This window comes from Noviherbaspirillum denitrificans (assembly GCF_002211445.1).
GTDB lineage: Bacteria > Pseudomonadota > Gammaproteobacteria > Burkholderiales > Burkholderiaceae_D > Noviherbaspirillum > Noviherbaspirillum denitrificans.
This window is the reverse complement of record NZ_LSTO01000012.1, coordinates 1-21,647: the sequence shown is the minus strand read 5'-3', so window position 1 is coordinate 21,647 and position 21,647 is coordinate 1. Positions and strand designations below refer to the sequence as shown.

22 protein-coding genes and 1 pseudogene are annotated in these 21,647 nt (G+C 58.7%); 16 read left to right on the top strand and 7 right to left on the bottom strand.

Annotation, left to right across the window (positions count from 1 at the left end):
* From AYR66_RS29140 to AYR66_RS26650, 3 genes and pseudogenes are all read left to right on the top strand, one after another.
* Nucleotides 1–313, top strand: a pseudogene (locus AYR66_RS29140) (hypothetical protein); the annotation flags it as partial.
* A 145-nt stretch (nt 314–458) separates the two neighbouring features.
* Nucleotides 459–1,694: a branched-chain amino acid ABC transporter substrate-binding protein gene (locus tag AYR66_RS26655; protein ID WP_088710562.1), complete on the top strand. Its 1,236-nt coding sequence runs from the start codon at nt 459–461 to the stop codon at nt 1,692–1,694.
* Between the two features lie 233 nt (nt 1,695–1,927).
* Nucleotides 1,928–3,076, top strand: a complete 1,149-nt coding sequence (locus AYR66_RS26650; RefSeq protein WP_088710561.1) for an acyl-CoA dehydrogenase family protein — start codon at nt 1,928–1,930, stop codon at nt 3,074–3,076.
* A 437-nt stretch (nt 3,077–3,513) separates the two neighbouring features.
* Here AYR66_RS26650 and AYR66_RS29135 read toward each other — a convergent pair whose 3' ends face one another.
* Nucleotides 3,514–3,834: a hypothetical protein gene (locus tag AYR66_RS29135; RefSeq protein ID WP_088710560.1), complete on the bottom strand. Its 321-nt coding sequence runs from the start codon at nt 3,832–3,834 to the stop codon at nt 3,514–3,516.
* Here AYR66_RS29135 and AYR66_RS29130 point away from each other — a divergent pair, their 5' ends adjacent.
* The gene (locus AYR66_RS29130) at nt 3,835–4,116 is read left to right on the top strand and encodes a hypothetical protein (RefSeq protein WP_088710559.1); all 282 of its coding nucleotides are present in this window, start codon (nt 3,835–3,837) and stop codon (nt 4,114–4,116) included.
* A 63-nt stretch (nt 4,117–4,179) separates the two neighbouring features.
* On the opposite strand, the gene AYR66_RS26635 is transcribed toward AYR66_RS29130, so the two are convergent.
* The 3 genes from AYR66_RS26635 to AYR66_RS26625 form a co-directional block, all read right to left on the bottom strand.
* Nucleotides 4,180–4,584 (bottom strand): hypothetical protein, encoded by a 405-nt coding sequence (locus AYR66_RS26635; protein WP_141104340.1) that lies wholly within the window; start codon nt 4,582–4,584, stop codon nt 4,180–4,182.
* Nucleotides 4,585–4,650: 66 nt separating this feature from the next.
* Complete coding sequence (locus AYR66_RS26630; protein WP_337367509.1) at nt 4,651–4,881, bottom strand: hypothetical protein; 231 nt, start codon at nt 4,879–4,881, stop codon at nt 4,651–4,653.
* A 262-nt stretch (nt 4,882–5,143) separates the two neighbouring features.
* The gene (locus AYR66_RS26625; protein ID WP_088710557.1) at nt 5,144–5,347 is read right to left on the bottom strand and encodes a CsbD family protein; all 204 of its coding nucleotides are present in this window, start codon (nt 5,345–5,347) and stop codon (nt 5,144–5,146) included.
* A 289-nt stretch (nt 5,348–5,636) separates the two neighbouring features.
* Here AYR66_RS26625 and AYR66_RS26620 point away from each other — a divergent pair, with 289 nt between their 5' ends.
* A complete protein-coding gene (locus AYR66_RS26620; protein ID WP_088710556.1) occupies nt 5,637–6,422 on the top strand; it encodes a BON domain-containing protein in 786 nt (261 codons plus the stop codon).
* Between the two features lie 47 nt (nt 6,423–6,469).
* Here AYR66_RS26620 and AYR66_RS26615 read toward each other — a convergent pair whose 3' ends face one another.
* Entirely contained in the window at nt 6,470–7,189 is a 720-nt protein-coding gene (locus AYR66_RS26615) for a Crp/Fnr family transcriptional regulator (RefSeq protein ID WP_088710563.1), read from the bottom strand.
* A 171-nt stretch (nt 7,190–7,360) separates the two neighbouring features.
* On the opposite strand from AYR66_RS26615, the gene AYR66_RS26610 reads away from it, so the two are divergent.
* Both AYR66_RS26610 and AYR66_RS26605 read left to right on the top strand, forming a co-directional pair.
* Entirely contained in the window at nt 7,361–7,567 is a 207-nt protein-coding gene (locus tag AYR66_RS26610; protein WP_088710555.1) for a hypothetical protein, read from the top strand.
* A gap of 163 nt (nt 7,568–7,730) precedes the next feature.
* The gene (locus AYR66_RS26605; protein ID WP_088710554.1) at nt 7,731–8,804 is read left to right on the top strand and encodes an AI-2E family transporter; all 1,074 of its coding nucleotides are present in this window, start codon (nt 7,731–7,733) and stop codon (nt 8,802–8,804) included.
* A gap of 146 nt (nt 8,805–8,950) precedes the next feature.
* On the opposite strand, the gene AYR66_RS26600 is transcribed toward AYR66_RS26605, so the two are convergent.
* Both AYR66_RS26600 and AYR66_RS26595 read right to left on the bottom strand, forming a co-directional pair.
* Nucleotides 8,951–9,631 (bottom strand): EAL domain-containing protein, encoded by a 681-nt coding sequence (locus AYR66_RS26600; RefSeq protein WP_170942388.1) that lies wholly within the window; start codon nt 9,629–9,631, stop codon nt 8,951–8,953.
* Nucleotides 9,632–9,722: 91 nt separating this feature from the next.
* Entirely contained in the window at nt 9,723–12,479 is a 2,757-nt protein-coding gene (locus tag AYR66_RS26595; RefSeq protein WP_170942387.1) for a response regulator, read from the bottom strand.
* 298 nt (nt 12,480–12,777) lie between these two features.
* On the opposite strand from AYR66_RS26595, the gene AYR66_RS26590 reads away from it, so the two are divergent.
* From AYR66_RS26590 to AYR66_RS26555, 9 genes are all read left to right on the top strand, one after another.
* Complete coding sequence (locus AYR66_RS26590) at nt 12,778–13,194, top strand: hypothetical protein (protein WP_088710551.1); 417 nt, start codon at nt 12,778–12,780, stop codon at nt 13,192–13,194.
* The gene (locus AYR66_RS26585) at nt 13,191–14,672 is read left to right on the top strand and encodes a DUF7125 family protein (RefSeq protein WP_088710550.1); all 1,482 of its coding nucleotides are present in this window, start codon (nt 13,191–13,193) and stop codon (nt 14,670–14,672) included. The genes AYR66_RS26590 and AYR66_RS26585 overlap by 4 nt, the downstream gene beginning before the upstream one ends.
* Nucleotides 14,673–14,680: 8 nt before the next feature.
* Nucleotides 14,681–16,423, top strand: a complete 1,743-nt coding sequence (locus AYR66_RS26580) for a putative bifunctional diguanylate cyclase/phosphodiesterase (protein ID WP_088710549.1) — start codon at nt 14,681–14,683, stop codon at nt 16,421–16,423.
* 193 nt (nt 16,424–16,616) lie between these two features.
* Nucleotides 16,617–16,748, top strand: coding sequence for a hypothetical protein (locus AYR66_RS30510; RefSeq protein WP_272938384.1), 132 nt, complete (start codon nt 16,617–16,619; stop codon nt 16,746–16,748).
* A gap of 65 nt (nt 16,749–16,813) precedes the next feature.
* The gene (locus AYR66_RS26575; RefSeq protein WP_088710548.1) at nt 16,814–17,563 is read left to right on the top strand and encodes an ABC transporter ATP-binding protein; all 750 of its coding nucleotides are present in this window, start codon (nt 16,814–16,816) and stop codon (nt 17,561–17,563) included.
* Entirely contained in the window at nt 17,560–18,225 is a 666-nt protein-coding gene (locus AYR66_RS26570; protein WP_088710547.1) for an ABC transporter ATP-binding protein, read from the top strand. The genes AYR66_RS26575 and AYR66_RS26570 overlap by 4 nt, the downstream gene beginning before the upstream one ends.
* 30 nt (nt 18,226–18,255) lie before the next feature.
* On the top strand, nt 18,256–19,515 hold the full coding sequence (locus AYR66_RS26565) for an acyl-CoA dehydrogenase family protein (RefSeq protein WP_088710546.1): 1,260 nt from the start codon (nt 18,256–18,258) through the stop codon (nt 19,513–19,515).
* Nucleotides 19,512–20,303, top strand: coding sequence for an enoyl-CoA hydratase/isomerase family protein (locus tag AYR66_RS26560; RefSeq protein WP_088710545.1), 792 nt, complete (start codon nt 19,512–19,514; stop codon nt 20,301–20,303). The genes AYR66_RS26565 and AYR66_RS26560 overlap by 4 nt, the downstream gene beginning before the upstream one ends.
* Nucleotides 20,304–20,316: 13 nt before the next feature.
* The coding region (locus AYR66_RS26555) for a class I adenylate-forming enzyme family protein (protein ID WP_206047352.1) at nt 20,317–21,647 on the top strand (1,331 nt) is incomplete at its 3' end.

The window sequence follows — 21,647 nt, the reverse complement described above, 5'->3', positions numbered from 1 at the left end:
CGACGCGCCCTCGGACGGCTGCGCGCTCCCGGCATTCAGCGCGGACATCGGCCGTGCCGGCAGCGAAACAAAGAGAGCGTACGAAGACGCCATTGACCGTATCGTCGACGTCATCATCCGCCGTACCGGCTGCTCCGGTCCAACCGCCTGGGCCGCGGTCATCCAGTGCATCGGCGCGGTCATCGTGGCACGGGCGCTTGCGTCGGAGCAGGCACGCGACATGGCCCTCGATTCCTCGGTCGCGTTGATGAAGACATTGCTGAAAGGAGACACAGCAGACGCCAACGCTTCTCCACAAATCATTTCAAAATAGCAACACCTCCCGCCGTTTCCGGCCGCGCCTCCTCGCCGCACCAAAATCGTCGCTTCCGACGACGCCCGCAACTCCCCGTCCCGACACAATACATACAACCGCTGGCGCGACCGCATAGCGTCCAGCTCATTCCAAAGGAGACAGCATGTTGACTCGCCACGTACCGGGCCTGTTGCTCGGCCTCGCCCTTGGTGCATCCGCCACCGCCCACGCGCAAATCAAGGTTGCCTACATCGATCCCTTGTCCGGTGCCTTTGCCAGCATCGGGGAATTCGGCCTGAAGAGCTTCCAGGCGATCGCCGACGACGTCAACGCGAAGGGCGGCGTGCTCGGCGGACAGAAGCTGGAAATCGTCCCGATGGACAACAAGGCGAGCCCGGAAGAATCGCTTGTCCTGCTGAAGAAAGTGACCGACAGCGGCATACGCTACATCGTGCAGGGACAGGGTTCCGGCGCCGCCGGCGCGCTGATCGACGCCATCAACAAGTGGAACGACCGCAATCCGGACAAGACCGTGCTGTTCCTGAACTATGCATCGAACGACCCCGAACTGACCAATTCCAAGTGCAGCTTCTGGTATTACAGCTTCGACGCGCACAACCTGATGAAGGTGGAAGCGCTGACCAACTACATGGCGACGGACAAGGCCATCAAGAAGGTCTACATCATCGGGCAGGACTATGCGCACGGACAACAGATGGCCAAGGCGCTCGTTGCTGCGTTGCCGAAAAAGCGCCCGGATGTCGACATCGTCGGCAACGAGCTGCATCCCTTCGGCAAGGTCAAGGACTTCGCCCCCTATGTCGCCAAGATCAAGGCAACGGGCGCCGATACCGTCATTACCGGCAACTGGGGCAATGACCTCGCGCTGCTGCTGCGCGCCTCGAAGGAAGCCGGCATGAAGACGAAGTTCTTCACGTATTTTGCCGCGGTGCGCGGCACGCCGACCGCGCTTGGCGACATGCCGGAGGACACCGTGTACCAGATCACCGAGTGGCATCGCAACATCCAGCCGAACAAGCTGGACAAGTTCGCCGACGACTATGCGAAGCGTTTCCCGGGACTGGAATTCTCCTACGTGCGCATCAACACGACGATCCAGATGCTGGCGGCTGCCATGGACAAGGCCAGGTCGACCGACCCGCTGAAGGTGTCGCAGGCACTGGAAGGCATGGAATTCGAGGCCGGAAACGGCAAGGTTGTGATGCGCAAGGACGACCACCAGCTGATCCAGCCGCTGGTCCTGTCGGCCTATAGCAAGAAGAACGGCAGCACCGTCAAGTACGACACCGAAAACACAGGCTATGGCTTCCGTACGGTGGCCGCGATCCCGTCCAGGGAAACCGAAGTGCCAACCAGCTGTGCCATGAAGCGCATGTAATCCGGAAGAAATGTGAAACATGAAACGCTCCGGGTAGAAAAACGCGGCGGCCCCGACTGGGTCACGTTCAACCGCCTGGAGCGCCTCAATACGCTGAACCAGCGGATGACGGCGACGCGATCGATCCCTCAACGTGATATCCGATTGAAAAGATGCAGATGTTCAGGTTCAATGGCACCGGGTATGACAAGCTCGGCAGTGTGCCCGGGATGTAGCCTGGAGAAATTAACGGTATGGCAATCCAATTCCACCGCAGCTGGATGAACGAGGAACTCGCGATCTACCGCGATACCGTCATCCGCTTCATCGAAAACGAGATGCTTCCCGACGACGAGGCCGCCCGCAAGCGCGGCCACGTGGGGCACGCACTCTGGCGTAAGGCCGGCGAACTCGGCCTGCTATGTTCCGACATTCCGGAAGAATACGGCGGCGGTGGCGGCGACTTCCGCCACGAGACCGTGTTCTACGAAGAAATGGCGCGCCGCAGCCTGACGGGCATGAATGCCTCGGTGCACAGCATCGTCGCGCACTACCTCCTCAACCACGGCACCGAAGAGCAGAAGCGGAACTACCTGCCCCGCATGGCGCGCGGCGAGCTGGTCGGCGCGATTGCGATGACCGAGCCCGGCGCCGGTTCCGACCTGCAGGGCGTACGCACCCGCGCGGAGCGCCATGGCGACCACTATGTGATCAACGGCTCCAAGACCTTCATTACCAACGGCTACCTGGCCGGCCTGGTGCTCGTCGTGGCCAAGACCGACCCGGCGCAAAAGGCCAAGGGCATGTCCATCCTGATCGTGGAGACGGAGAGCCAGCCAGGCTACGAGGTGGGGCGCGTGCTGGACAAGATCGGCCTCAAGGCGCAGGACACGTCGGAACTGTTCTTCGACAACGTGAAAGTCGATGCCAACTGCCTGCTCGGCGGCGAAGAGGGCAGGGGTTTCTACCAGCTCATGGGCGACTTGCCTTATGAGCGCACTATCATCGCTGTGACAGCGGCGGCGGCAATGGAAGGCGCGTATGAAGCGACCCTGCAGTACACGCGCGAACGCGAAGCCTTCGGCCAGCCGATCGCGCAATTCCAGAACACGAAGTTCAAGCTGGCCGAAATCGCCGCCAACGTGACGGCGGCGCGCGCCTATGTGGACCGGTGCATCGAAGACCTGGTGGCCGGACGCCTGGATACGGTCGGCGCTTCGATGGCGAAGATGTGGGCGAGCGACCTTCAGAACAAGGTGATCGATGAATGCCTGCAGCTGTTCGGGGGATATGGGTATATGAATGAGTACCTGATCGGCAGGATGTATGTGGATGCGCGGATTCAACGCATCTACGGCGGGACGAATGAAATCATGAAGGAAGTGATTTCGCGGGCGTTGTAAGCGGGGACGATGGGAACCAACGCACGTTCAGGTTCCTTCCCCCTTGCAGGGGGAAGGTTAGGATGGGGGTAGTGCGTTCGAATTATCTGTAGAAAACCAGATCTGACCTCCACATTGATGTCAGAGCTCTTCGTGCCTTGAACTTGCAGGAACTATCGTATCTAGCCGATGAGGCTACGCCTTTTCACGAGCAGGTTCAGACTGGGGAGCGGTCATTGCTTCCCTTCAATTGACCGGCGGAAAATGTTAAGGGTTGTAGGACGCCTGCCCACACGCGCATGAGTGTGAGTCGCAGCGGGACCGGGCGGGCAGACGTCGTACAACCCTTAACAGACGCGGCACAAACGCTCTTTACGTACCTCGACTGCTTTATGCCGGGTTCCGGACGTTCTGCTTTTACACTGGAGCTGCTCCAGTCGAATTTCATCTGGCACCAATCACTTTTCCGGCTGACGTTTCTTGCCATCCACGTAAACTGCCTTCTCGTTTCCGCGGACACGATATTTTACGTTCGAGCTGCTGTTCACCTTCCCGTAGAAGATGCCATTCACCAGGAGTTCATGCGCCTTGATTTCCAGCACGTCGCCGTTCACCGTATGCCTGCCCTCGACGGCGCTGAACGCAACTTCGCTGCTCGACCCGGACGGGCCGGATGAACTGCTGCTTGCCGACGTGCTGTTGCCGGCTTGCGCTGACAGGCAGGCGGCGGCCACGGCAGACCATGCAATGCCGAACCATCGGGTGTGTGAAAAGCCCATTTGAAGCTCCTGGTTGAAAAGCTGTGCAATGCGGCCTTTTTTGATCGTCGCGCAGCATGCGAGTTGCGCGTGCCTTTGCAAGCACAGCAGAAATCCGATATTGAAATGCCGGCTTGCGCCATGGCTTTAAACGGCGTCCCGGCGAGCGTCGCGACCAACCCGATTCCATGGCTGACGCTGTTGCTGATCTCCTCGGTAGGTGACTGGATGCGGGCGGCACTGGCGGGCGATAGCTGCATTTCGGCTTCTTTCATGGCATGTGATCGGGCGACGCAAGGGTGACCTTTCGATGACCAGGGAGTTTCCGGCCGAAGGCGCCCTCCTTTTTAGACTCGCATTGGACAGTCACGGCCGTTTTTCGCGGGTCCGCGATTGCGCATAGTTCGCGGCGTCGCCACACTGTTCGTACCGATAACCATCAAAGCGATAGTACCTGCCGTCAAAGGTAATCCCCAACGCCGCCATCACTCGCTGCTCCTGCTCCGACGGTTCGACCGGTTTTTCCCAAGGGGGCGCATCGATCACCGTTGCCCGGTATTGTGGCCTGCGCCGCTCCAACTCTGCGTAACTGATTGCATCGGAAAATCGTTCGTATCGAAACGTTTTGTATCGATAAAATCGACCGTCAAATCCAATACCCATTGACGCCGCAACGTCTCTTTCTACGTCACGCAAGGCGTGGCGCTCATTTCCTAATTGAACGCGAATGGCTTGATTCACATTCCTGCTTTCCGATCCGTTGGTAGCCATGCTGTGCTCTCCGATCATGACAAAAATGGGGGCATCCCTCCCACGATGACACCTCCGCCGCCAAGGTCAGAGCGCTTGCGCCTGCACCTTTCCGTCGACGATGTCCTTTCCGAACTGAAACGCGCGGTCAAGGGCGTCAGCAGCGGTAGTCGGGTCGTCGCCTTTGAACTCGGTCTGATAACGCCACGCTGTCCCCTCACCTGGGGAAAGCGTGTCGATCCGGACAACTGACGCGAATCGGTGCGGCCCCGGTGCATAGGGGTCGCGATAAAGCGGAAGCGTTTGCTGTGCATACATACGCGCGCAACTCGTTCCCTTTGTATTCGAGTGTAGGAATGGACATGATGAATCCTTTGCATTGGCAAGCCGGATGATTGACTCATTGCGACGAAGGCCGAGCGCCAGAGGCCAGCCACGTCATGACAGAAAGTGGTGCTTATTTCAATAATCCGTCGTGACAGCCTCGTTGTCCGTGCGGGAGCGCACATAGCCACAAAATGAAAGCGGCGGGAAAGCTCGCCGCTCTCTATTAAAAAAGTACGCCTTGATTTGACGGTTCTTATCGTTTCAGGACGTCTTTCGCGTTGTCTGTCGTCTTTTCAACAGTGTCGCTTGCGTTGCCAACAGTTCTTTGGAATTTTCCCTCAGCTTGCGTCGCCACGCCTTTTGCTTCCTGTTGATTGCTTCCGATTAGTTGGCCGAATTTTCTTTGAATTCTGCCAGCGGCATCTTTAATGCCGCCCCTGATCTGATCGCGATTCATGTCATCTCCTTTCTCGCAGAAAGAACTTGTCGCTCGAGTTCGATTGCAAAGAAGCGCAGGAGGTTCAAACTTGGACAGAAAAGCTGACGCGGAAAAAAGGAAACCGCATGCGAGTATTGCGCCGCCACTGAAATGACACATCTGACGTCTATGTTCGGTGTCACACAGACGCCAACCCGTTGCAGGCGCATCCTGTTTCAAAGGTTCCGGATTCCCGGCATGGCGTGCTTCGGCCCGTTATCGATTGCATGCGCAGCCCGCCTCACTCAAGACGCGAACGGGAAAATGTATGTGCCAATATCGAACGGCCTATTGGCCGAAAAAAATCCCATATTTTGCAGGCTTCAAATGGCCTCGTATATGGACGGAGAGTTCGCCTCTAGCCAAAGACGAAAATCCGGCCACGAAGCCGGGCAACGCTGCAAGAACAGATACGCAGATTGAGCGGGACGTACAGGACGAATTGGAAATGGAACCCTCGGTTCGCGCGGACGCTATCGGCGTTCAAGTCAAGGACGGAGCGGTCACATTGACCGGTATCGTGGACGGAGATGGTGAGCGGTGGCTGGTCGAATCTGTGGCAAGGCGCATCGCCGGCGTAAATGACGTATTGGGACGGCTAAAGGTCTTCGCCCCCGGTATCACGCCTGCCGACGACAATATCGCGCTTGCCTGCAAACGCGTGCTGGGACGCTTGACGCCAAAGACTGATTACACAATCGGGGTACTGGTGTCGAACGGCTGGGTCACCTTGTCGGGAAATGTCGCAGAAGGCTATGAGCGCTGGATTGCGGAAACGGAGGTTGCTAACCTGCTCAGCGTACATGGAGTCAACAGCCAGGTCAGAGTCCGGTCGTCCACGGGCAGTGCGAATGCGAAGACTGCAGGGCCCGGTTTTGTACAGCACAAACTGAAGTCCGGCAGTTATGAATTTGCAGTCGATAACGATCGCATTACGTGGTCCGATGTGGCGCTTTTGTGGGCCCAACATCGGAACATGCTATATGCAGCGTGGTCATCCTTGAGAGCGAGGCGCGAAATTGCCACGACTCGCGCTACCACTCGTTCGACCTGATTGTCGCAAATACCGACACAGCCGGTTGTCCTGATGACGCAAGACGGTCAGGTTGCAATGAGGCCAGGCAGGAGCCGATCAAACTCCTTTTTTACGACTTGATAGCATTCGCAGGCGCGTGATTCAAGACCAGCTCGATCGACGACCGTAATATGGCCGCGGCGATAGTGGATCAAGCCATCGCTTTGCAGTTTTCCTGCCGCCTCAGTCACGCCTTCGCGGCGGACTCCCAGCATGTTAGCGATCAGTTCCTGGGTCATGAAAAGCTCATTCGAGGAGAGACGGTCAAGACTCATCAGCAGCCAGCGGCAGAGCTGTTGGTCGACGGTATGGTGACGATTGCAGACCGCAGTCTGCGCCATTTGGGTAATCAGAGCCTGCGTATAGCGCAGTAACAGATGCAGCATCGGACCGGCCCGATTGAACTCATCCCTAAGCAAAGCCGCCTGTAGCCGGTAGCCGTGCCCGGCACTTTGCACGACGGCGCGGCTAGGCGTTGTTCCGCCCCCCATGAACAGCGCAATGCCCAGTATTCCTTCGTTACCGACCACGGCAATCTCGGCGGACGCGCCGTCCTCCATGACATAGAGCAGCGATACGATACTCGTTGTCGGAAAGTAGACGTGCTGCAATTGACTGCCCGACTCGTAAAGTACTTTTCCGAGAGGCATCGAGACAAACTCAAGATGCGGCTGCAGGCGTCCGAACTCCTCCGGCGGCAATGCGGCCAGAAGGTGGTTCTGCTTTGGAGTATGCAAGACAGACATCGTATTTCCGTAGCAATCAAAGCCGGTGCGAACATGCAGTCTTATGTGCGCCTGGACACCGACAAGATCGCTGCACTGATCCACGATAGCTATGTCGTTCTCCATTGGCGCATTCCGATTGCCACTGTAGGGTAGGCCTGCGCCTAATTGATTTTATGAAGGAATTTCGTCATGAACAAACACTTTCCAACGATGTCCTCCGAGGATGCAAACTTGCAACAGTTCCAGGAGAACATGTGCGAACAGAAACGTCGCGACGCCTCCCTGGACGAAGCCTTGGGCTTCACCTTTCCTGCAAGCGATCCGGTCGCCCTCAACTGCGAGGTTACAGTGTTTCTGGCCCCAGGACGCGAGCAACGAATAACTATTGATCTTTAAGCGGACACAGGCGCAGCTACGTTCTTGACTGCACTTCCCTATTGCGAAAGTTTCGCGGAGGCTCAGGTTTGCCAGGCGACAGGCGATTTTTGCGTGCCGGGATGACACCCCGCAATCCGGTGTCAGACCATTTGGGGCAAGGTGCCTCCAAAAGGAGGAATCGATGGATCATCCCGAGCTTCATCAAAAGGCGTTTCTGTGGCTCTTGCTGGCGGTCTCGCTCGCATTCGGATGGATTCTTTGGCCGTTCTATGGCGCGCTGTTCTGGGGGACTGTTCTCGCCATTTTGTTCGAGCCGTTCCATCGCCAATTACTTCGCGCGATGCCCCGTAGGCCAAACCTGGCTGCACTGACGACGCTGCTGCTTTCGCTGGTCATCGTGATTTTCCCGCTCGCGTTGATTGCCGCCGCATTGGTCCAGGAAGGAGCATCGTTATATAAAGAGATCCGATCTGGAACCCTCGATTTCGGTGCGTATTTCCAGCAAATCATGAGTACTCTGCCGTCGTGGATTGTCCGGTTGCTTAATCGTTTTGACCTGGGCAATCTTTTGGCACTGCAGGAAAAGCTATCCGCCGCAGCGGTCCAGGGCAGCCAAGTGATCGCCACGCGGGCATTCACCATCGGCCAGAACACGTTCGAGTTCGTCATCAGCTTCGGCATCATGCTGTACCTCCTGTTCTTTTTCCTCCGCGACGGGCGGAGTTTGTCGCGCAGTATCAGGCACGCAATACCGCTCAGCACCGAACACAAACGCAATCTGTTCGGCAAGTTCACGACCGTTATCCGCGCGACCGTCAAGGGCAACATCGCTGTCGCCGCAGTGCAAGGCGCCTTGGGCGGCCTCATGTTCTGGATTATCGGAATCCGTAGCCCGCTAGTATGGGGCGTTGTCATGGCGTTTCTTTCATTGCTGCCGGCGATTGGCGCTGGCTTGATCTGGGCACCGGTCGCAATTTATTTCCTCCTCACGGGGGCAATCTGGCAGGGCGTAACCCTGATCGTCTTTGGCATCCTTGTGATCGGTCTCGTCGACAACGTGCTGCGGCCGATATTGGTTGGACAGGACACGCAAATGCCCGACTACGTCGTGCTAATCTCGACGCTTGGCGGACTGGCTCTTTTCGGGCTCAATGGCTTTGTCATCGGCCCGGTGATCGCCGCACTGTTCATTGCCGTGTGGGATCTGTTTTCCTCTACCACGCATGAATCAACGGAGACTCTTTCGCAGGGGTAAATGTCCGCTATAGAGTGAATGCCTGACGACTGTTTCCGCGTTGCTCAGCCCTGAGCGTTACTTCTACGCCGGAAGCTCTCCGCAGCCAATCGAAAGGCGGCGCCCGACGCAGAGAACCGCCGGGCGGAGATGGCCAAGCGTCGGCTTTACCCGCCCACCTGGTGTGTTCGATACCACTGTGCGAATTCCGATGGAGGCAATGGATGGCTGACCCAAAAGCCCTGAGCCTGGTCGCAGCCCTCGCTGCGCAAATATCCCAGCGTGTCCTCGGATTCGATGCCTTCGCCGACGATTTCAAGATTCAGTGCGTGGCCGAGCGCGATCATGGCTCTCGTGATGGCTCGGCTCGCCGGCTCGCCCTCGACGCGGCTCACGAACGACTGGTCGACCTTCAGTTTGTCCAACGGCAGACTGGAGCGGCTGCTCAGGCTGGAATAACCAGTGCCGAAATCGTCCAGCGCGACCTTGACGCCAAAGGACTTGAGTTGATTTAGTATCTCGATCGCCTGATCAACATTCTCCATGATCGCGCTCTCGGTCACTTCGACCTGGATGCCGTACGGGTCAACGCCATTTTCAGACACGATTGTTCCCAGTCGATGGGCGAAATCGCGCTGCCGGAACTGAAGCGGTGAGACGTAGGTGGCAATCGCGACTTGCAACCCCTCCGCCAGCCACGCCGCATGCTGGCGGCAAGCCTGTTCCGCCACCCACTCGCCGAGTTCTCCGATCAAACCGGCGGATTTGGCGACCGGGATGAATCGCGCGGGGCTGATTGCCTTGCCGTCGTGGCCCGCAAATCGCGCCAGCGCTTCGGCGCCGTTCAATCTGAACCGCCCCGGCTTTGAACTGCCCCCCAAGAGTTGGACACAAGATCCCAGCCCACCAGAAATGAACAGAAGCTATTTCACCTTAGCGTTAAACTTCCGATTCCCCGGCGTCGAACTGTTCGATGAACTCCCCTAGAGCATTCATCGCTAGCTGAAGCTCATCAAGCAAGGGCAGAACTGCTTCGGTACGGCCCTGGCGAATGGCTGCCTCGGTCGCGCCCGCCAAGTTGGCGAGCTGTGGCGCTTGTAGAAGGTGGCCAAGGCCGCACAAGCCGTGCAGAACTTCTCCTGCCCCCTTCAAATCATTGGTGCTGAAGCGACGGCGCGCATTGTTGACGTCGTCTTGATGGGCAGCGAGGAAATCACGCAAGAGGTCGCCATATTTTTTCTTGTCCCTGCCAAACGCTTTCAAGGCGCTGACCACATCCACGATTGGACGGTCGATAGTCGTACTAGTGCCGTCCGCGGCCTCGTGCCGCCGTGAACAAGGTTGCTCCGGCGCCTCACGCCCACCAGCCATAATGTCAAGAAAAACGTCGATGTCGATCGGCTTGACCAAGTGTCCTACCATGCCGACGGCCCGCGTCTTTTCGCGATCTTCCTGCAAGGCACGGGCTGTGAGGGCGACAATTGGCAGATCATACCGGCCCATCTCCTCGCGAATGATCCGTGTGGCAGTGTAACCGTCCATGACCGGCATCTGAATGTCCATCAGGATCACGTCGAATTCCGTTCCGGATGCGCGCAATGCATCGACTGCCGCCAGGCCATTGGCGACGATCTTCACCTCGGCCCCAGCCCGGATCAGGACCTGCTCGACCACCTGCTGATTTATTGCATTGTCTTCGGCAACGAGTAGACGCATGCCAGCAAGGCGCCGGTCTGTTTTTTCTTCTGGCAGGAGGATGCCTGTGAACTCGCCAGCATGTGTTCGCCTCACCGCTTCAATCAGGGTTTCCGGTGTCATCGGTTTGGCAAGGATGCCATCGAGGTAGAGTTCATCACTTGCGGCGGCGGCCTGAGCCAACTCCCAGACGGACGGCATCAATATCACTTGGGGCAGGCCGACGTCTGAGGCGGCGTACGCTTGCTTCAGCATTTCGACGCCATCCATACCGGGCATGTGCCAATCGAGCAGCATCAGATCGTAATCGCGATTTTCGGCAGCACTGCGACGCAACTCGTCCAATCCGGCCAGGCCCGAGTCGAGCGCGGTTGCTTGCCAGCCGAAAGCGGTACAGGTCCGTTGCAAGATGTCTCGGGCCAGGGGATGGTCATCGATAATCAGGACGCTCAACCCTTGCGGAAGTTTTTCCGCCGCCGGGGCATCACAATCCGCCAGCGTGAATTTCAGGACGAAGTGAAACTCGCTACCGCGGCCTGGCGTACTCTCGACACGGATTTGTCCTCCCATTAGCGCTGCAAGACGGGCGCTGATCGCCAAGCCAAGCCCAGTGCCACCATGCCGGCGGGTCGTTGAGCTATCCGCTTGGGTAAATGCATCAAAGATTTGGTCCAACTGTTCAGGTGGAATGCCAACTCCGGTATCGCGAACGCTGAAATGCAATGTTACCGATCCGGCTTCCCGCGCCACACAGTGCACCGAAACGACAATTTCGCCAGTTTCAGTGAACTTGACCGCGTTGCTGATCAGATTCAAAAGTATTTGCTGAAGGCGAACGGCGTCGCCGGTCAGTGCGTCCGGCATGTCATGCGCCAGGTCGAACAGCGCTTCGACCGGCTTGTCGCGCACACCGGCAGCAAGAATCGCGGTTGTGGTGCGTACGACTGCATTTAGAGAAAACGGGGCGTGTTCCAATTGAAGCGCGCCGGCCTCGATCTTGGAGAAGTCCAGGATGTCGTCGACGAGCAAGCGCAGTGCTTGCGCTGATAACTGGAGCTTGTCCGCGTACTCGCGCTGGCGGCGATCCAGAGAGGAATCAGCGAGGAGCCCGGACAAACCGACCACGGCGTTGAGCGGAGTGCGAATTTCATGGCTCATGGTCGCCAGGAAGGCGCTCTTGGCGTCATTGGCCGCTTCGGCGTCCAGTGCTTTTGCCACGAGCAGGCCATTTAGCGCGGCGATTCTCCTTGTCCGTTCGTCGACTCGTTGTTCCAGTCGGCGTCGATTGCCTTCAAGTTCGTTGCGCACGCGCAGCGAATTCAGGGCACAGGACAGATTGCTGGCCAATTCTTCCAGCAGTCGCATTTCCTCCACGCCGAAGGACTCTGGTTCAGCCGAATGAAGTATCAAGACTCCCCGAACCTGATTTTCAATAGTGAAAGGGAATGCGGCGCTCGCCTGGCAGGCTTGCTTGACTGCGGCCCGACACAATGGCGCCATGATCGATGGTGAAAGGTGCTTGCGGTTGATCTGAGCCGATCCCGTTTCCATTGCCGCTTCCGCCATACGACAACCAGTGTCCTGTGCACCGCTCGACGGCGGCGCGACGCATTCCGTGCAATCGTCGCCGCAACCGAATTGCGAAACGGATGCAACAGTATTCACCCCGGCCGACTTCGCAACCCCGACCCAAGCCATTCTGTAGCAGCCGGATTCCACGGCCAGACGGCACAAGTCATCAAACAGGCGCGTCTCCGTCGTGGCGCGAACCATCGCGAAATTGCAGTCGCAAAGCAGGCGGAGGTGGCGAGTAAGTCGCGCCTGCCTACGGCCCGGATTCAACATGTGCAACACCTGGCCGAGCGTGTCCTCAAAAGTTGAAAGAGCGCGACGTATTCGCCTTCGAAGCAAGCTGGACCTCGATTCCTGAGATGAGAAACGATGCGGGATATTCCGCTCGGAACAGTCGAGAAGTTCGCTCGACTTGTTGTCAATTTGCACTATACTCTCAACGCACGGCATGTTCTCCAATTGGAAACTGGCCGGCGCAGTGCTCACGTGTTTCAAGTCAATTCAAACATTATCACCTCACGAAATGGGATTTTTCGAGCCTTGGCTTTAGGGCTGCCTGCTTCAACCGGGTATGATCAATATGGAAAGCGTCGGAAATATGGTCTGCCAAACCATTTGGCGATTTATGCATCATAAATACACCACCGCTTTTCATCCTGCTCCCTTGCCAGCGGGATTCTTGTTGGTTTCAGCTGTTCGTGACACACTTTAGTGTTAAATCTCTCTAATGGATAAAACCGACGCGCGGCGGAAAAAAATTTTAGACATTGTTGCTGCGCTGCCCGACACTGACGGCACAAGCATTGTCGAAAATCTTTTTGAACCCCTCAGAATCGAGCTGACTTCGCTTATCAGTGAAGAAGGCTTTCGCTCCGTCTTTGAGCGCAGTATTTTTCTTACCGCTCGCAATGTTCCATGGTTCGTCGCCGGCCAGTCATCGCCAGATGCTTCGCCTCTCCACGACCTGCGAACCATGCTGGCACAACAATCGCGCTCAGAAGCAAGAGAAGCGAGCACGGCTTTACTGCTCAACCTCAGTGACCTGGTGGCGTCGCTGATTGGTGAGCCTCTGACAATTGATATTTTGCGTTCGGCCTGGGGTAAGGATGCTTTGGGTTCGTTGGGCGAGGAGTTTCAAGCATGAGTAACAAGGTACAAATCAAGCGTCTTGTCACAGGCATTCCGGGTCTGGATTCACTATTTGGGGGAGGCATTCCTGAGTTTTCGTTCAACCTGATTGCCGGGACGCCCGGATCCGGGAAAACAACATTGGCGCATCAGATGATGTTTGCGCTGACGAGTACGGAATCCCGTGCCCTGTTCTTTACAGTACTGGGAGAACCGTCATTGAAGATGTTGCGGTACCAGCAACAGTTTTCGTTCTATGACTTGAAAAAACAAAACGAGTCGATCCGCTACGTGAACCTGGCGGACGACATTATGGATGGCGACTATGATCGTGTGCTGGCGCGCATCCTGGCCGAGGTGAAAGCGTATTCACCCAGCTTCGTTTTTGTCGATTCGTTCAGATCGATTGTGCAAGCAGCGGATTACCAATCCAAAGGCCCGACCGACCTTCAGCATTTTGTCCAACGTCTTTCCATGCAGATGACGAGCTGGCAGGCGACTACTTTTCTCATCGGCGAGTACATGGATAGCGAAGCGCAGACGAGTCCTGTTTATACCATCGCGGATGGCATTGTCTGGCTGGTGCAGAGCAAGCAGAGAAATTCGGTTGTTCGCAAGGTCCAGGTTGTGAAAATGCGCGGCCAGGCGAATAGCCAGGGAGCCCATACGTTTCGCATTGACAATGACGGTGTGCATGTATTCCCGCGTGCAATGGTTGATCCGAATGAGGTCAAGCGTCCGGCGGCCAGGATACCGGCGACCAGCAAGCGCTTGTCGACCGGCGTGGCGGAGCTCGATGCGATGTTGGGCGGCGGAATCCCGGCCGGCTATTCGACGCTATTGGTCGGCCCGTCTGGTTCGGGGAAGACGGTGCTGGCGACAGAATTTCTCGCGGAAGGCGTGCGCATCGGTGAGGCTGGCGTAATTGCCGCATTTGAAAAGAGCCCCAACCAGTTGTTAAGCCAGAAACTGGATGACCTGGTGCAGAGCGGACAAGTAGGCCTGATCGATACGCATTCGCTTGATTTGTCGATTGACGAAACCCTACATGACCTTGTCTCCACGATTCAGCGGCTGAATGCAAAGCGCGTGGTAATCGACTCCCTGTCCGGCTTTGAACTGGCACTGGCGCCGGCTTTTCAGGAAGACTTCCGCGAGTCGCTCTATCGACTGGTTGCCGTTCTGACAGGAATGGGTGTAACAGTTCTGATGACGACGGAACTTGAAGACCGGTATGGCGATCTGCGCTTTAGCCCCTATGGTAATGCCTTCCTCGCGGACGCCATCATCCTGCAGCGATATATCGAGCTGGAAGGCGAGTTCAAGCGCGTCATCTCGGTCGTCAAGGTGCGTGGCAGCAAGCACAGTAAGGCCATACGGCTGTTCGACATAGAAGATGATGCGGTTGTCATCGGCGACCCGCTTTCGCATTACGAAGGTATCCTCACTGGAAAGCCGACAAGTATGTTGCGGGGAGGCCTGACAACGGATTAAGGTGCAACATGAGCAAGGACGATAGTGCAAGCCGTGAAGCCGGCGACGATCGAGCTCGGTTGATTCCGGAACAGCGAAAATTGGATCAGGCGAACCAGACCGCTCAACCGTCATCTGACGCCGCACTACAACCATCTCAAGATGCCGATCCCGGGGCTCGGGAAGTACCTGCAAACGTACGCGAAGCCGCAGTGGATCTTCGAGAGTGCACCGCGGCCATTCGGGAATTTGCCGCGAAAGTCAGGGAGGCCGAAGCACGCTCCCGTAAAATTGCCTGCGCCGCGCGTGAGCAGGCCGATGCAGATAGAGACCGCCTGCAGAAAAGGTTGGAAGAACACGTTACCCGCTTGCAGGAAGTCAATAAGCGTCTTGTGATTGCAAATGTCAATGCGCAGATCCTCGCGGAGCAGTTGGAGCAGGCAAAGGCGCAGATGGCGCATCTTGCGCACCACGATTACCTGACCAATCTGCCGAATCGGATTCAACTCGAGGAAAACCTTACGCAAGCGATCAAGTTTGCAAAACGTCATGGTACCAGGGTCGGGTTGTTGTTTATCGATCTGGACCGATTCAAGGTCGTCAACGATTCGCTGGGTCATGGGATCGGCGACCAGCTGCTCCAAGCCGTTGCACAACGCCTGCTCATGGGGATCCGTAACGCCGATACCGTAAGCCGCCAGGGCGGCGATGAATTCATTGTCCTGCTCACAGATATTGACCACTCGAATGAATTGGTCGCGAGCGTTGAAAAAATTCACCGCATCGTCACTGAACCCTATGCAGTCGCGGAGCACATCCTGCACATTGGCGCAAGTATAGGCATCAGCATTTACCCGGATGATGGCGCCGACAATGCCACATTGATCAAGCACGCCGACGCCGCCATGTATGCCGCCAAGGAGGGCGGGCGCGACTGTTATGCGTTTTTCGAAAAGACGATGAACGAGCGTGCAGTGAAGCGTCATCAGTTCGAAGTCAGTCTGCGCGAAGCGATTGCACGGAAAGAATTTGTGCTGCATTACCAGGCACAGATTGATCTGAAGACCGGCAATATAACCGGTGCCGAAGCATTGTTAAGATGGCGTCACCCAGTCAACGGCTTGCTTTACCCATCCGGTTTCATGCCGTTCGCACAGGAATGCGGCGTAATGTTGCCGATCGGTCGCTGGGTAATGCGCGAAGCCTGCGAGCAGGCTCGGCGATGGGAGCAATCCGGCCTGGCCATAGACGTCACGGCGGTCAACGTTTCCGCGCCCGAGTTTGAATCGAAAGACTTTCTGGAGTTTGTACTCTCAGTGCTGCACGATACCGGACTGTCGCCGCAGCGCCTTGAACTGGAACTGACTGAAGGCGTCATGATGCGCGATTGCGATGCCACAATCCAGAAGCTCGATGCATTGCGGGCATTGGGAATTCGTATCGCAATTGACGATTTCGGGACCGGCTTTTCCAGCCTGAGCTACTTGAAGCGATTCCCGATCGATACCCTGAAGATCGATCAATCCTTTGTTGGCGACATCCGGGACGGAGCAGATGATATTTTGGTGGATGCCGTCATCAACATTGGAAACAGGATGAAGCATCAGGTGATTGCGGAGGGAGTCGAAACAGCCGAGCAGCTTGATTTTCTTCGCGCGAGACAATGTAAAAGTGGGCAGGGATTCCATCTCGGCAAGCCAATCGCGGCCGAGGACTTCACGCACATTCTGAAGAACCAGTCACAAGATCAGCAGCGTACGCCGGGGATCTAAAATGGAAGATTCCTTGTCGCCATCAAATGGAAGCATTCCTCTGCCGTGCCGACATCCACAAAATCCGTCGGATCGGCAGCAAAGGGCTTTGTTCAACACCATCGGTCGGGTGTTGATTGTCACGCTCCGATGCCAATCGTCCGGTCTCAGTCTGTAGCAGTAGGTCACCCTCGTTGATGGAAGGGCAGGTATCGTGGCCTCGCTGCTGCTGGAAGTAGTGCGTTCCTTTTCCAACCTGTATTTCCCCAACACCTGGCAGCTGGCATTGGGCGTGTTCCTGTTGCTGGTGGTCCTGTTCCGGCCCGGCGGCATCGGTTCGCTGTAGTCCGGCCGCAAGGCCAAGCCTGCGCAGCCCAAGCCGGTCGTTTCCTGCAAGGAGGGTACGGCAACATGACGAACCTGCTTTCGGCAAAAAGCCTGAACAAGCGTTTCGACGCCGTCGTTGCCGCCGACAACATCTCGATCGACGTGCCGGTCGCCCAGAGACTGAGCCTGATCGGCAGCAACGGCGCGGGCAAGACCACCTTCGTCAACATGGTGACCGGCTACCTGAGGCCGGACAGCAGATCCATTTCGCTGGAGGGATCGGACATCACGGCGATGGCGCCCCGGCATGTGGCACGGCTCGGCATCTGCCGTTCGTTCCAGATCCCGCAACTCTGCCTCGAACTCACTGCAATGGAAAACCTGCTGGTCGCCGTCGCCGCTGCGCATCCGGCCGGATTGTCCATTTGGAAACCGGCGGATGAGGCTGACCGCGTACAGCGCGCCGAGCAATTGCTCGAGCGCTTCGGCCTGGCGGCCTTCGCCGAACGCCGCGTTACGGAAATGCCCGGCGGTGTGCGCAAGCTGCTCGACATCGCGATGGCGATGGCGCGCCATCCGAAGCTGCTGCTGCTCGACGAGCCGACGTCCGGCGTCAGCGCGGAGGAAAAATTCGTCGCGATGGAGCGCATCATGGCTGGCCTGTCGCACGAAGCGGTGACCGTGGTGTTCGTCGAACACGACATGGATATCGTCGCCCGGTTTTCCGAGCGCGTGATCGCGTTCTACAGCGGGCGCATCATTGCAGACGCCACGCCGGACGCGGTGTTGATGAACCCGGAAGTGAAACGCTATGTGACTGGAGGCCATGCATGAGCGCACAACCCTTGCTGTCCGCAAACGGACTGGAAGTCAGCATCCAGTCGATGGCGGCGCTGCGCGGCTTTTCGATGACCGTGCTGCCGGGCCAGATGGTTGGCCTGATCGGCCGCAACGGCGCCGGCAAGACTACCTTCATGCGCACCGTGATGGGCCACCTGAAACCGGCGGGCGGCGAACTGCGCTTCAACGGCATGGACCTTGCCGCATCGGCCCGCCACCAGCGCGCCGCAGCCGGCATCGGCTACATGCCGGAAAACCGCGGCCTGGTGCCGCAACTGACTGTCGAAGAAAACATCCTGCTCCCGGTGTGGGTGTCGAAGACATTGAAGGCGAAGGAAAGGCTGGATTTTGTCTATGGCCTGATGCCGGAAGTCGCCGACATGCGCGAGCGCAAGGCGCTCCTCCTTTCCGGCGGGCAGCAGAAGCTGGTTGCGCTGGGCCGCGCGCTGGCGGTCGGCACCCGCATGCTCCTTCTGGACGAGCCCTTTGAAGGCGTTGCGCCCGCGCTGTCGCAGCGCTTGTCGGAAGTCATCTTCGCGCTCAAGGGCCAGCAGCTTTCCGTGGTCATCTCGCAATCCGACCTGAACCATTCGCGTACACTATTCGAACGCGAATACGTGATCGAGCGGGGCGCCAATATGCCGACACGTCATTAAAGACTTCACTCACTCACCAGGGACTTCAACATGGATTTCGAATTCTCGCCCGACGCACTGGCGATGCAGGACACGCTGAAGAAGTTCACCGAGCGCCACATCCTGCCCGCCAACCGCGAATGGCATCGTCTCGCTGAAAGCGGCACCTATCCGCTCGACGTGATCGAGCCGCTCAAGAAGCTGGCCAAGGAAGCCGGCCTGTGGAACCTGTTCCTGCCCGGCCTGCGCGACGACGAGCCGGGCACGCGCATGAGCAACCTCGATTACGCGCCGATGGCGGAGATCATGGGACGCATTCCCTGGGCATCGGAAATCTTCAACTGCAATGCGCCGGATACCGGCAACATGGAACTGCTGCACATGTTCGCCACGCCCGAGCAGGAAGAGCGCTGGCTCAAGCCCATCCTGAACGGCGACATCCGCTCCTGCTTCGCGATGACCGAACCCGACGTTGCCTCGTCGGACGCCACCAACATCCGCACGACGATCCGCCGCGAAGGCGATCAGTATGTGATCAACGGCCGCAAATGGTTCATTACCAATGCCGCACATCCGAAATGCGCATTCGCAATCGTGCTCGGCGTTTCAGATGAACGGGACGAAGCCGACAAGCACAACCGCCATTCGATGGTCATCGTGCCGATGGATACGCCCGGCCTGCGCGTGGTGCGCAATGTGCCGATCATGCACCACACCTCGCCCGAGGGCCATTGCGAACTGGTGTTTCGTGATGTGCGTGTACCCGCGAGCAACCTGCTGGGCGAAGAGGGCAAGGGCTTTGCGCTGGCGCAGGCTCGCCTCGGGCCGGGCCGCGTCCACCACTGCATGCGGACCATCGGCCAGTGCGAACTCGCGCTGGAACTGATGTGCGAGCGCGCGCTGGAACGGCGCACCTTCGGCAAGTACCTGAGCGAGTTTTCCAATGTCCAGGACTGGATCGGCTATTCCCGCGTAGAAATCGACCAGGCGCGCCTGCTCGTGCTGCGCGCCGCGTGGCTGATGGACAGGCAGGGCAGCCAGGCGGCGCGCATTGACGTGTCCGCCATCAAGCTGGTCGCCGCCCAGTTGCAGACGCGCGTGCTGGACCGCGCGATCCAGGTCTTCGGCGCGATGGGCCTCACGCCTGACACGCCGCTGTCCTACCTATGGACCTGGGGCCGCGCAATGCGCTTCTTCGACGGCCCGGATGAAGTCCACCTGCGTGTGCTCGCCCGCAACGAATTGGGCAAGGCCAAGGCGAATCGCGGTTCCACGTTGCCGTATTACCTTGTGCCCGAGGAAAACGCATGAGCATCCATGACTCCGATGCCCCGCTGCGCTATTGGGTGGAGGACGGCATTGCCCACATCCGCTTCAACCGCCCCTCCGTACTGAATGCGATCGATGTGCCCACCGCCAACGGCTTCCTCGAAGCCTGCCGGGCCGTCAGCGAAGACAAGCAGGTGAGGGTGGTGGTGCTCAGCGGCGAAGGCCGCGCCTTCATTGCCGGCGGCGACCTTGCGGCAATGAAGGCCAGCCCGGTCGATACCGCGCAGGCGCTGATCGAGGCGATGCATGGCGGCATCGCGCTGCTGGCGGCAATGGATGCACCGGTGCTTGCCAGCCTGCACGGCGCGGTCGCCGGCGGCGGGCTGGGCGTCGCGCTCGCGGCCGACCTGGCGATCGCGGCAGAAGGCACCCGTTTCAACCTGGCGTACGTGAATATCGGCGCCAGTTCCGACTGCTCGACATCGTGGGCATTGCCACGTCTGGTCGGCATGCGCAAGACGATGGAAATCGCGTTGCTCGGCGAAACCTTTGATGCCGCAGAAGCCTTGCGCATCGGGCTGGTCAATCGCGTCGTACCGGCTGCCGCGCTGCAGGAAGAAACGGCCAGGCTCGCGCGCCGCCTTGCGGACGGGCCGCCACTGGCGCAAGGCAGGCTGAAACGCCTGATCCGCGATTCGCTCGGCCGCAGCCTGCAGGAACAGCTGGATGCGGAGGCAACCGGCTTCGCCGCCTGCGCCGCGACTGCCGATTTTGCGGAAGGCGTTGCCGCGTTCTTCGACAAGCGGCCGGCACGTTACCAGGGACGATAAAAGCGGAGGTGGAATGAGCATCTGGCAGATCCGGGAACCGGCGACGCGCGTCGAATCGCATTTCGGCGACCGCCTTGTGCATTGCTATGCGGAGCGGCCGGGCAGCGTGTATGCAATGTTCGCCGATGCCGCCGCCCGCAATCCGGACGGCGAAGCCGTGGTGTGCGGCGACAGGCGCCTGAGCTGGCGCGCGCTCCATGCGCAGGCAATGGCGGCGTCCGGGGGCTTCGCGCGCCATGGCATCGGCAAGGGGGACCGGATCGCACTCTTGCTGGGCAATGACATCGAGTTCGTCGTCGCCACGCTTGCCGCGGCGGCGCTCGGCGCGGTCGTGGTGCCGCTGAGCGTGCGTGACCAGGCACCCGACATCGCCTACATCCTTGAGCATTGCGGTGCGGCGGCCATCGTGCACGATCCCGACCTCGCCGATCGTTTGCCTGCGCCGGCGGATGCACCGACGCTCCGCCTGCGCGTCTCCGGTAGAAGCGCATTCAACGCGCTTGCCGACGGGCCGGCGCTGGAACAGGCGGTGCAGGTCGATGAAGAGGACGTCGCGGCGATCCTGTACACCTCCGGCACCACCGGGCGGCCGAAGGGCGCGATGCTCACGCATTTCAACATCGTGCATTCCACCATGCATTATGAAAGCACGATGGCGCTGACCGCCGCCGATCGCGGCGCAGCGGTCGTGCCGCTGTCCCATGTGACCGGCCTGGTCGGCCTGCTGATGGTCATGGTGCGCGTCACCGGCACTTTACTGGTGGCGCCGGTATTCAAGGCCGCCGATTTCCTGGCCTTTGCGGAGCGCGAGCGCATGACCTTCACGGTCATGGTGCCCGCGATGTACAACCTCTGCCTGCTGCAGGAGGACTTCGGCCAGCGCGATTTATCGGCCTGGCGCGTGGGCGCCTACGGCGGCGCGCCCATGCCCACCGCCACCATCGATGCGCTCGCCCGGCGTCTGCCCGGCCTGGTATTGATGAATGCCTACGGCGCGACAGAAACCACGTCACCCACGACACTGATGCCGCCCGGCCAGACCGACACCCACCGCGACAGCGTGGGCAGGACGGTGCAGTGCGGACATGTCGTGATCATGGACGAGGATGGACGCGAGGTACCGCGCGGCGAGTCAGGCGAAATCTGGATCGGCGGCCCGATGGTGGTCAAGGGCTACTGGGACAACCCGGCCGCCACCGCGGAAAACTTCACCGGCGGCTACTGGCACAGCGGCGATATCGGCAGCATGGACAGTGACGGCTACCTGTACGTGTTCGACCGCCGCAAGGACATGCTCAATCGCGGCGGCTACAAAATCTATAGTGTCGAAGTGGAGAACACGCT

Coding starts and splice junctions, on each gene's coding strand:
- AYR66_RS26655 (WP_088710562.1), top strand. CDS start 459: ATGTTGACTCGCCACGTACCGGGCCTGTTGCTCGGCCTCGCCCTTGGT.
- AYR66_RS26650 (WP_088710561.1), top strand. CDS start 1,928: ATGGCAATCCAATTCCACCGCAGCTGGATGAACGAGGAACTCGCGATC.
- AYR66_RS29135 (WP_088710560.1), bottom strand. CDS start 3,834: ATGGGCTTTTCACACACCCGATGGTTCGGCATTGCATGGTCTGCCGTG.
- AYR66_RS26635 (WP_141104340.1), bottom strand. CDS start 4,584: ATGGCTACCAACGGATCGGAAAGCAGGAATGTGAATCAAGCCATTCGC.
- AYR66_RS26630 (WP_337367509.1), bottom strand. CDS start 4,881: ATGTATGCACAGCAAACGCTTCCGCTTTATCGCGACCCCTATGCACCG.
- AYR66_RS26625 (WP_088710557.1), bottom strand. CDS start 5,347: ATGAATCGCGATCAGATCAGGGGCGGCATTAAAGATGCCGCTGGCAGA.
- AYR66_RS26620 (WP_088710556.1), top strand. CDS start 5,637: ATGTGCCAATATCGAACGGCCTATTGGCCGAAAAAAATCCCATATTTT.
- AYR66_RS26615 (WP_088710563.1), bottom strand. CDS start 7,189: ATGTCTGTCTTGCATACTCCAAAGCAGAACCACCTTCTGGCCGCATTG.
- AYR66_RS26610 (WP_088710555.1), top strand. CDS start 7,361: ATGAACAAACACTTTCCAACGATGTCCTCCGAGGATGCAAACTTGCAA.
- AYR66_RS26605 (WP_088710554.1), top strand. CDS start 7,731: ATGGATCATCCCGAGCTTCATCAAAAGGCGTTTCTGTGGCTCTTGCTG.
- AYR66_RS26590 (WP_088710551.1), top strand. CDS start 12,778: ATGGATAAAACCGACGCGCGGCGGAAAAAAATTTTAGACATTGTTGCT.
- AYR66_RS26585 (WP_088710550.1), top strand. CDS start 13,191: ATGAGTAACAAGGTACAAATCAAGCGTCTTGTCACAGGCATTCCGGGT.
- AYR66_RS26580 (WP_088710549.1), top strand. CDS start 14,681: ATGAGCAAGGACGATAGTGCAAGCCGTGAAGCCGGCGACGATCGAGCT.
- AYR66_RS26575 (WP_088710548.1), top strand. CDS start 16,814: ATGACGAACCTGCTTTCGGCAAAAAGCCTGAACAAGCGTTTCGACGCC.
- AYR66_RS26570 (WP_088710547.1), top strand. CDS start 17,560: ATGAGCGCACAACCCTTGCTGTCCGCAAACGGACTGGAAGTCAGCATC.
- AYR66_RS26565 (WP_088710546.1), top strand. CDS start 18,256: ATGGATTTCGAATTCTCGCCCGACGCACTGGCGATGCAGGACACGCTG.
- AYR66_RS26560 (WP_088710545.1), top strand. CDS start 19,512: ATGAGCATCCATGACTCCGATGCCCCGCTGCGCTATTGGGTGGAGGAC.